The organism is Autumnicola edwardsiae, assembly GCF_031846505.1.
Lineage (GTDB): Bacteria > Bacteroidota > Bacteroidia > Flavobacteriales > Flavobacteriaceae > Autumnicola > Autumnicola edwardsiae.
This window is the reverse complement of sequence record NZ_JAVRHP010000112.1, coordinates 1-9,386: the sequence shown is the minus strand read 5'-3', so window position 1 is coordinate 9,386 and position 9,386 is coordinate 1. Positions and strand designations below refer to the sequence as shown.

Here is a 9,386-nt window from a genome sequence, read left to right as displayed (position 1 = left end):
GGAAAAGACTTTGCAGGGGAGTTTGCAATCTGTGAATTTTTAAGTACTACAAAACCTTCATTGGTTAATTGTCCTTTTCCATTTGCACCTCTTACAGCACTTATGTAAAAGGTATTGTTTATCTCGTCTTCTAAAGATTGGCTGTTTTCCCTAAGATCCTCAAATATCTTAAACCCCAAAGTATTAACGAGTAGTTTTATATTCTCCAGAAATTCTTCCATTTCTGCCTGATCAGATTCGGAAATTACAGGGCGGGGAGGGATATTTCCGTTGTCCAGGTCATATCTTTTCACTCGTATCGCAATTTCATATAACCTGCTCTCTAAATATTTTATATGGGCTTTGTTTAAATTTTCATCTTTGCTGACAAAGACAATTGCTTCATTCCAAAAATCCTTAGCAGAGAGGTGCTGAGTTAAGCGCTTATAGATACACTCAGCTTCTCCTATGTATGCGAGTTCTTTGTTCTCCGATTTATCAGAACGCCCAAAGAGGATATATATACCAGTATTCTCCAATTCAGGTCGATCAGAAGAGACTTTTATTTTCTTTCGGGGAATTTTAAAAGCCTTTCCTGTCCAGTTTGAGAGTTCGCAGGTCATCCTGCCGTTGGGCTCTCCATCAACAAGAAATATCTTTATGGTTTTACCAAAGCTTTTCATCTTTTAAATTTTAAGTCTCCGCCACTTGGCTGTTTTTAAAAAGACAACCTTTCAGAATCCAGTTTAATAAATATAAACAGTAGGATCGTAAATCCCCATAATCCCGAACCTCCATAGCTTAAGAAAGGTAGCGGAATTCCAACTGTGGGAAATACCCCTATGACCATTCCAATATTTATCAGGAAATGGATAAAAATAATACCTGCCACACTGTATCCATAAACCCGGTGAAATTGATTTTTCTGCCTTTCTGCAAGAATAATGAGCCGCAATAAAAGCACAACAAAAAGAATAACCAGCAGTGAACTCCCTGCAAAACCCCATTCCTCTCCAACTGTGCTGAATATATAATCTGTATGCTGCTCTGGTACAAAATGCCCCTTGGTCTGAGTACCTTCTGTCCAACCTTTGCCGGTCCAACCTCCGCTACCTATCGCAATTTCACTTTGATTGGTGTTATATCCAATTCCTCGTGAGTCTACTTCCTTTCCCAGAACAATATTGAAGCGATCCCTGTGGTGCTGCTTAAAAACATTCTGAAACACATAATTTACAGAAAGGGAAAATCCAATAGCCAAAAGGCCGATAAAAATATATTTTAGCGCACTTGGCCGCTTTCTTTTGTTAACAAAGTAGAACAAAGTAATTGCGGTTAATGTTCCTGCAATTACCCAGTAGGGGCCAAACAGAAGCGTGGTAATAAAGAGCAAAACAGCAAGAAAACCTAAAAGAATATATTCAAAATGAAGCCCTTCCCGGTACAGCGGAAAAATAAAAGAGAAGTAGACCAGCGCACTTCCTGCATCGGGTTGCATAAGTACAAGAAACACCGGAATTCCAATAATTAAGAAAACCTTCAGTTGATCTGTGAAATTCTGTAACTTAACATCTATCCCGCTCAAGTATTTTGCCACGGCAAGAGCTGTGGCTACCTTGGCAAATTCTGCAGGTTGTATGCTGATTCCTCCAATTACGTACCAGGCGGTTTGCCCTGCGATTGTACTTCCGAAGACAAATAAACCGGCCAGGAATATAATATTTACAGCATAAATAACACTGGAAAAGCGTTGATAGAATTTGGCCTCTATAGAAAGGATTATGATTATCAGCAAAAAGCTGAGTCCAATCCAGAGGGCCTGCTTTCCGTGAACTTCGCCAAGATCAAAAAAAGATGTTGATGTGCCGCTTAAGGAAGCAGAATAAATATTGGCCCATCCAAAAAGTACCAGGGCCAGGTAAATAAGAATTGTTGTCCAGTCGAATCCTACTGAGCTTTTGGCCATACTAACGGTTAATTATAAAAGGTTCTCCGCTTAATGGTTTGGCGTATTCCTCTTCAAGGCTATGGGATAAAATCCAATCTTCCATATCAGTACGGGTAATATTTCCACGAATATATTTTTCTATCATAAGGCTGGCAATTCTTCCGGCATATCGGCTTCCCCAGTACCCATTTTCTACAAATACAGCAATTGCAATTTTCGGATCATTTACGGGGGCGAACGCAACAAATATGGAGTGGTCTGTGAGTTGTGTCCTTTTTCCGTCTATCCTGGTGAAATTTTCTGCCGTTCCTGTTTTTCCGGCAATTTCAATTCCCGGAATTCTAAGGCTTGAAGCTGTACCATTGGTGTAAACCTGATGCATTCCTTCTACTACCGGAATAAAATTTTGGGGATCTATAGTGGTATGGTTCTTAACTGTGAATTTTTCATTTTTAATATTCTGCCCTTCCACCTCTTTTAGTAAATGCGGAGTATAAAACCATCCGCGGTTTGCAATGGTTGCGGTCATATTTGCCAACTGAATTGGAGTTAACAATACTTCTCCCTGTCCTATAGCATTAGATAATGTGGCTGTTGAGTACCATTTGTAGGTGGGATAGTTGTAAATCCTGTTATAATATTCTGAATCAGGGATCTTTCCCGGTCTGCCATTCTGAAGGTCATTCCCTAAGTAATCTCCCAGTCCAAAGCTCTTTAAGTGGGCGTTCCAGGTATCTATTCCTTCCTGCGGAGTAGGGTATTTTTCTATGATTCTTCTATAGACATTTGCAAAATACGCATTACAGGAATTGGCAATTCCCGGCACCATATCCAGCGGACTACGGTGGGCGTGGCATCCCATTTTCCGGCCTCTTCCGTAACTGTAACCATGATTACAGGAGAAGGTATCATCTGTATCCACAACACCTTCCTGAAGGCCTATAAGGGCGTTCATTGTTTTAAAAGGTGATCCGGGAGGATATTCAGCTAAGAGTCCGCGGTCGTAAAGGGGCTGGGCAATGGTATCATACCAGAGCTTCGTGAAATTTTCAGAACGTTTCCGGCCTACGAGCTTGGCAGGATCATAGCTTGGAGCCGTAACCAGCGACAAAATTTCTCCTGAAGATGGCTCTATGGCTACAATGCCTCCGCGCTTATTTTCCATTAATTGTTCGCCGTATGCCTGTAAAGCAGCGTCTATAGAAATGGTTATATCTTTTCCTTTTTCGGGAAGGGTATCGTAAATACCATCCTTGTAGGGGCCAATATCTCTGTTGAACCTGTCCTTCTGAATATGTTTTACACCTTTTACGCCTCTCAGCAATTCTTCATATTGCTGCTCAACCCCTTGCCTGCCCATTAAATCTCCGGAAATATAATAGGGATTGTCATTTACGGTTTTCTGGTTCACTTCAGAAATATAACCCAAAACGTTGGCGCTGTGGTCTACCTGGTAATCCCGCAAAGACCGCTTCTGAATATAAAATCCTTCATATTTGCGCATTTTCTCCTGCAGGTATGCATATTCCCCCTTAGTAAGCTGGGGTACAACAACAGATGGTAGCATGGGAGAATAAATCTTTGCCTTGTCCAGTTTCTTCCCCAGTTGCTCTGGGCTAAGGCTTAAGATCTTGCAGAATTCAGTGGTATCAAAAGGTTTTAAGTTTCTCGGGATCACCATTACATCGTAAGAAGGCTGGTTGGAAACCATTAGTTCGCCGTTACGATCGTAGATATAGCCGCGTTGGGGGTAATCATATACTACTTTAATAGCATTGTTCTGCGATCGCAGGGCAAAAGAAGTATCTACAACCTGTAAATAGAACAAGCGGCCAAGAAAGGCGATTCCGGTGGTAATAATTAATATGTAAAGGAGTACTCTTCTCATCTGTATTTTTTACTGAATAGCGCGAGGCTCAGGAAAACTAAAATAATGGTAAAAAGGCTTGAGTATATAGTCTTTTCCAGGATTGATATAATGTGCTTAAAGCTAAACATTTCCAGCGAAAAAAGTATGAAGTGGTGAATTACAACCATCAAAAAAATATAACTCAGTTTTGCTCCAAAAGGTGTGGCAGAAAGCCGCAGGGTTTGGTGATCATAACTTATTCCAAACGAGAAACGTAAAAACTGTGGACGAATAAAGGCAGCTACTAAACAAGCTGCAGCATGAATCCCGCCACTGTCTTCAAAAATATCAATACTTATGCCAAGGAGAAACGACAGCAAAAGGAATAAGCTCCTGTTTGGATTAAAAGGATAAAGAAGAACAAAAAGAAAATAGAGATATGGATTTATGTATCCTAAAAAATTAATGTTATTGAGTACCAGGACCTGTAAAAAGATAAGGCCGAAGAAACGAGCTATATTTGATAAGGTGCTGCTATTCATTTTGTTCCTTCAGTGCTTCGATTTCTTCCTTGTTCTTATTTTCTATCACATAGACATAGCCAATATTAGTCATGTCATTAAACAGGTTAATGTTGATGGTATAGTAGCTCCCGGTGGCATCCAGGTTAAAATCTTCTATACTTCCAATAGGAAGGCCTTTTGGGAAAATAAGCGAACGCCCCCCTGTAACAATGGTGTCCCCTTTTTTTACAGGTGCCTGTCTTGGCACATCTATTAGCTGAACGATATTTGGATCTTTCCCGTCCCAGATTAAACTTCCAAAGTGATTGGTTTTATTGAGCTGAGCATTGATTTTTGACCGACTGTTTAGAATTGAAATTACCCTGGAAAAATTGGTATTTACACGATCTACAATTCCTATAATACCCTGGCTGGTGACCACCCCATATTCGGGTACAATACTATTGCTCTCCCCTTTGTCTATAGTGAGATAATTGTCAAATTTTGAGTAGTTGTTATTAACAACAGTAGCTGCCCTAAAAAAATAATCGCCATTAAAGGAAGTGGAATCAAGATAGCTTTCTACTGCAGTAGTATCACTTAAATTGGTGAGGATATTCCGCAGTTCCCTGTTCTCTTCAAGAAGCCGCTCGTTGTATTCGTCGAGATGTAAATAGGTCTGTATGTCATTGGCCCAGGAGTAGACACCACCTGTTACAGCGTTTGCAGAACTTATAAACCTGCTTTTGTGGAAAGAATGGGTCTGAATGGTTAAAAATAACGACAGCGCAAGCAGTAATAAGAAAAGAATGTTATTCTTATTCTGGATAAGAAAATTAAATATCTGCTGCATAACACCCTATTTCCCTATTTGATCAATATTCCTTTGTAGCGATGTAATGTTTTTAGGGTTATTCCGGTACCTCTTACAACGGCTCTCAATGGATCTTCCGCAATGTAAACGGGCAAATCTGTTTTTTGTGATAATCTTTTATCCAAACCTCTAAGCATAGAACCTCCACCCGCAAGATAAATCCCGGTATTGTAAATATCTGCAGCCAGCTCTGGTGGTGTTTGTGAAAGTGTTTCCATTACGGCGTCTTCTATACGCAGTATGGATTTATCCAGTGCTTTGGCAATCTCACGGTAAGAAATATTTACCTGTTTAGGTTTTCCGGTAAGTAAATCTCGTCCCTGAACACTCATCTCGTCTGGCGGGACTTCAAGATCTTCAGTGGCAGCACCAATCTGGATTTTTATTTTTTCCGCAGTACGTTCCCCTACATAGAGGTTGTGTTGCGTACGCATGTAATAGACAATATCATTGGTAAAAACATCACCGGCAACTTTAACAGATTTGTCACAAACAATCCCCCCAAGGGCGATAACTGCAATTTCTGTAGTACCACCACCTATATCCACAATCATGTTTCCTTTTGGCTGCATAATGTCTACGCCAATCCCAATTGCCGCGGCCATAGGCTCGTGTATAAGGTAAACCTCTTTCCCGTTTACACGCTCGGCACTTTCTTTTACCGCACGCATTTCCACTTCGGTAATTCCGGAAGGAATACAAATTACCATACGAAGGGCAGGGGTGAACAGCTTTTTCTTTAATGCCGGGATTTCCTTGATAAACATTGTAAGCATTTTCTCACTTGCGTCAAAGTCAGCAATTACTCCATCTTTGAGTGGGCGTATCGTCTTGATGTTTTCATGGGTTTTACCCTGCATCATGGCGGCTTCTTTTCCTACTGCCGTAATTTTTCCTGAAGTCCTGTCACGGGCTACTATGGAAGGACTGTCCACCACAACTTTATCATTATGGATAATAAGTGTGTTTGCGGTCCCTAAATCTATTGCTATTTCTTCAATGAGAAAATCAAAAAATCCCATATAATAATATGTGTTGAGGTTTGGTAAATGTACTAAATTAATGTTTGAAATGACGCGTTCCCGTCAGCACCATAGCAATATTATTTTGGCTGCAATAGTCAATACTGTCTTTATCTTTTATTGAGCCTCCGGGTTGTATAACTGCTGAAATTCCGGCATTTCCGGCAATTTCAACGCAGTCCGGAAACGGGAAAAAAGCGTCACTTGCCATTACAGCTCCTGTTAGGTCGAATTTAAATGAATTTGCTTTCTCAATACTGTGGCGCAAGGCATCTACACGGGAGGTTTGTCCCGTACCACTGGCAAGAAGCTGTTTGTTTTTCGCTAAAACGATAGTATTGGATTTGGTGTGTTTGCATATCTTTGAAGCAAATATCATGTCAGATAACTCTTCATCTGAAGGTTTATTCTCTGTCGCAAAAGTTAAATCTTCAATAGCATCTGTAATATTATCTTTCTCCTGAACCAAAACACCATTAAGACAGGTTCTTACCTGGAATTCCGGTAGTTTTGTTTCTTTCTGAACAAGTAAAATCCTGTTCTTTTTTCCTTTTAAAATTTCTTCTGCTTCGGAAGAAAAGGAAGGTGCGATCACCACTTCACAAAATAACTTGTGTATTTCGTCAGCAGTAGCTTTATCAATTTCCACATTACTAATTAAAATTCCGCCGAAAGCGGATACAGGATCGCCGGCAAGTGCATCTATATAAGCCTGGTGAATGCTGTCTCTTTGCGCGAGTCCGCACGCATTATTGTGCTTCAAAATTGCAAAAGTAGGGGCATCACCTTTAAATTCGGCCATTAAATTTACCGCTGCATCTACATCGAGGAGATTATTGTAGGAAAGTTCCTTCCCGTGGAGTTTGTCGAATATTTCCTCGAATTCGCCGAAAAAGGTTCCTTTTTGATGAGGATTCTCCCCATATCGCAATGCCTTTCCCGTTAAGATACTTTCTTTATAGGCAGGAATTTCTGTCTCTGTATTAAAGTAGTTGAAAATTGCCGTATCATAATGAGAAGAAATATTAAAAGCTTTGGCTGCGAATTTTTTCCGGTCTGCAAGACTTGTTTCTCCATTCTTTTCCGTTAGCAATCCTTCAAATTCCTCATAATCGTTTACTGAAGAAACACAAATCACATCCTTAAAATTCTTTGCCGCCGCCCGGATTAGCGAAATTCCGCCAATATCAATTTTTTCAATAATATCCTGTTCTGAAGCGCCGGAAGCTACGGTCTTTTCAAAAGGATACAAATCTACAATCACAATATCTATTTGAGGAATCTCAAACTTTTCCAATTCGCTAACATCACCTTCATTATCCTGGCGGTTAAGGATCCCGCCAAAAACTTTTGGATGAAGTGTTTTTACTCTCCCACCCAGGATGGATGGGTAAGACGTAACATCTTCAACAGGAACTACTTCTATTCCAAGGTCTTTTATAAATTTTTCGGTGCCACCGGTAGAATAAATGGTGATCCCAAGGTCATTTAGTTTCTTAGCAATTGGAGCTAAACCTTCTTTACTGAAAACGGAAATTAGGGCAGATTTAGCTTGTTTTAAGTTACTCATTATGTTGTGTTTGTTAGGGTGGCAAAAGTAAGTAATTCACTCAAAAAAATTAAAGGCTGTTGTTCTTATTTATTAATTAATTTTGTAACGAATATTTAATGCCGTCGTCTTATCTATGATTCCTATAAAAACAGTGGTTTCTTATGCTTCTTTATCTACGAGTTTTAAAAGAGAGTTTCTTTTTTGCATTAAATGCACTGCGGAATAATAAGCTGCGAACTTTCCTTTCTTTGCTGGGGGTTACCATAGGGATATTCTCCATTATTGCTGTGCTTGCTGCTGTAGATTCACTGGAGCGTGAGGTGAAGGGAAGTCTTAGTTCTTTGGATAATAGTACCGTAATTCTAATGAAATATTCTTTTGGTGCTACAGATATTCCGCAGTGGAAAAGGGAACAGTTTCCCAATGTTTCTTATGATGAATACCAGCACCTTACCCGTAGTGTTCCAGATGTGGAAGCTTCGACTTTCGCCCAGGGTGTGCCGGATGAATCTATAAAATATAAAGATATTACCAGTACCGGGGTGAGTGTCATGCCCATTACCAGTGGTTTTTATGATATTGAAGAATTTGAAATTTCCGAAGGACGATTTTTTAATGAATCTGAATCTGCCAGTGGAGCATCTGTAATCGTGATGGGGTATGAAATTGCCAACAACCTTTTTGAAAATACTAATCCGTTAGGAAAACAGGTGAGGATGTACGGCAGGAGGTTAACAGTAATTGGCGTGTTGGAAAAACAAGGTTCAGGATTGTTTGGTAATTCGCGGGATGGCCAGGTGATGGTGCCGGTAAATTTAACTCGTCGGATATTCGGAGACAATAATAAGAGTATTTTTGCGCAAATTATTTTAAAACCTGAAGATGGAGTAGATAATGATGAATTTCTTGCAGTAGTAGAACAGCAGCTCAGAAATTACCGCGGACTAAAACCTGATGAAGTCAGTACTTTTTTCGTTAACCAGGTTCAGGGGTTTGCAGATACAATAGACGTAATTACAGGTCAGCTCAACGTAATTGGCTTGATTATTAGCGGATTTTCATTGTTGGTGGGTGGCTTTGGAATTGCAAATATTATGTTTGTGAGTGTAAAAGAGCGAACCAATTTAATCGGAATTCAGAAATCCCTGGGAGCCAAAAATCGCTTTATCTTGTCGCAATTTCTTTTTGAAGCCATCATTCTTTCGGTGATTGGAGGATTAATCGGACTTTTCTTTGTTTGGCTGATTTCGCTTATTGCTTCGCAATTTACGGGGGACTTCGAATTTGTGCTGTCCCCAACGAACATCTTCATTGGGACTGCAGTTTCTGCAATTATTGGGCTTATTTCCGGGATTATCCCTGCAATATCGGCTTCAAGATTAGATCCTGTAGAAGCAATCAGGACGGGAATGTGATTTTGGGAAGCGAAGTTGGAAGCTATTTTAAATGTTGAATTTTAAATTCTGAATTTTCTCTCCTTTTCCAGCAATGCCTCAAAAATGGCAATTATCGACCGTTATTTTTTACCACAAATTCACAAATGAATTCTTAATGCTCCCGCTGATTTGCGCAGGATTTTTTGAAACGGAGCTATGCCGAAAATGTCAATTATCGACCTGTAAGTTTTTGTAGTTTAATTTGAAAGATTTCCCTTAAACT

Annotated in this window: 8 protein-coding genes; 1 reads left to right on the top strand and 7 read right to left on the bottom strand. The window is 39.9% G+C overall.

Annotation, left to right across the window (positions count from 1 at the left end):
* From RM529_RS14885 to purH, 7 genes are all read right to left on the bottom strand, one after another.
* Window positions 1-662, bottom strand: a 662-nt coding sequence (locus RM529_RS14885) for a GIY-YIG nuclease family protein (RefSeq protein ID WP_311485543.1), incomplete at its 3' end; no start/stop codon positions are given.
* 35 nt (window positions 663-697) lie between these two features.
* Entirely contained in the window at window positions 698-1,945 is a 1,248-nt protein-coding gene (gene rodA / locus RM529_RS14880; protein ID WP_311485542.1) for a rod shape-determining protein RodA, read from the bottom strand.
* 1 nt (window position 1,946) lies between these two features.
* Window positions 1,947-3,815, bottom strand: coding sequence for a penicillin-binding protein 2 (mrdA, locus tag RM529_RS14875; protein WP_311485541.1), 1,869 nt, complete (start codon window positions 3,813-3,815; stop codon window positions 1,947-1,949).
* Window positions 3,812-4,318 carry a rod shape-determining protein MreD gene (gene mreD, locus RM529_RS14870; RefSeq protein ID WP_311485540.1) on the bottom strand — a complete coding sequence of 169 codons (507 nt, stop codon included), beginning with the start codon at window positions 4,316-4,318 and terminating at the stop codon, window positions 3,812-3,814. Before mreD ends, mrdA begins: the two co-directional genes overlap by 4 nt.
* Window positions 4,311-5,132: a rod shape-determining protein MreC gene (mreC, locus tag RM529_RS14865; RefSeq protein ID WP_311485539.1), complete on the bottom strand. Its 822-nt coding sequence runs from the start codon at window positions 5,130-5,132 to the stop codon at window positions 4,311-4,313. The genes mreD and mreC overlap by 8 nt, the downstream gene beginning before the upstream one ends.
* 14 nt (window positions 5,133-5,146) lie before the next feature.
* Window positions 5,147-6,175, bottom strand: coding sequence for a rod shape-determining protein (locus tag RM529_RS14860; RefSeq protein ID WP_311485538.1), 1,029 nt, complete (start codon window positions 6,173-6,175; stop codon window positions 5,147-5,149).
* Window positions 6,176-6,212: 37 nt separating this feature from the next.
* Window positions 6,213-7,745 (bottom strand): bifunctional phosphoribosylaminoimidazolecarboxamide formyltransferase/IMP cyclohydrolase, encoded by a 1,533-nt coding sequence (gene purH, locus RM529_RS14855; RefSeq protein ID WP_311485537.1) that lies wholly within the window; start codon window positions 7,743-7,745, stop codon window positions 6,213-6,215.
* A 143-nt stretch (window positions 7,746-7,888) separates the two neighbouring features.
* On the opposite strand from purH, the gene RM529_RS14850 reads away from it, so the two are divergent.
* Window positions 7,889-9,142 (top strand): ABC transporter permease, encoded by a 1,254-nt coding sequence (locus tag RM529_RS14850; protein ID WP_311485536.1) that lies wholly within the window; start codon window positions 7,889-7,891, stop codon window positions 9,140-9,142.
* Window positions 9,143-9,386 lie beyond the last annotated feature (244 nt).

Bases quoted from the DNA above. Each gene is read 5' to 3' on its own strand.
- rodA (WP_311485542.1), bottom strand. From the start codon at position 1,945: ATGGCCAAAAGCTCAGTAGGATTCGACTGGACAACAATTCTTATTTAC.
- mrdA (WP_311485541.1), bottom strand. From the start codon at position 3,815: ATGAGAAGAGTACTCCTTTACATATTAATTATTACCACCGGAATCGCC.
- mreD (WP_311485540.1), bottom strand. From the start codon at position 4,318: ATGAATAGCAGCACCTTATCAAATATAGCTCGTTTCTTCGGCCTTATC.
- mreC (WP_311485539.1), bottom strand. From the start codon at position 5,132: ATGCAGCAGATATTTAATTTTCTTATCCAGAATAAGAATAACATTCTT.
- RM529_RS14860 (WP_311485538.1), bottom strand. From the start codon at position 6,175: ATGGGATTTTTTGATTTTCTCATTGAAGAAATAGCAATAGATTTAGGG.
- purH (WP_311485537.1), bottom strand. From the start codon at position 7,745: ATGAGTAACTTAAAACAAGCTAAATCTGCCCTAATTTCCGTTTTCAGT.
- RM529_RS14850 (WP_311485536.1), top strand. From the start codon at position 7,889: ATGCTTCTTTATCTACGAGTTTTAAAAGAGAGTTTCTTTTTTGCATTA.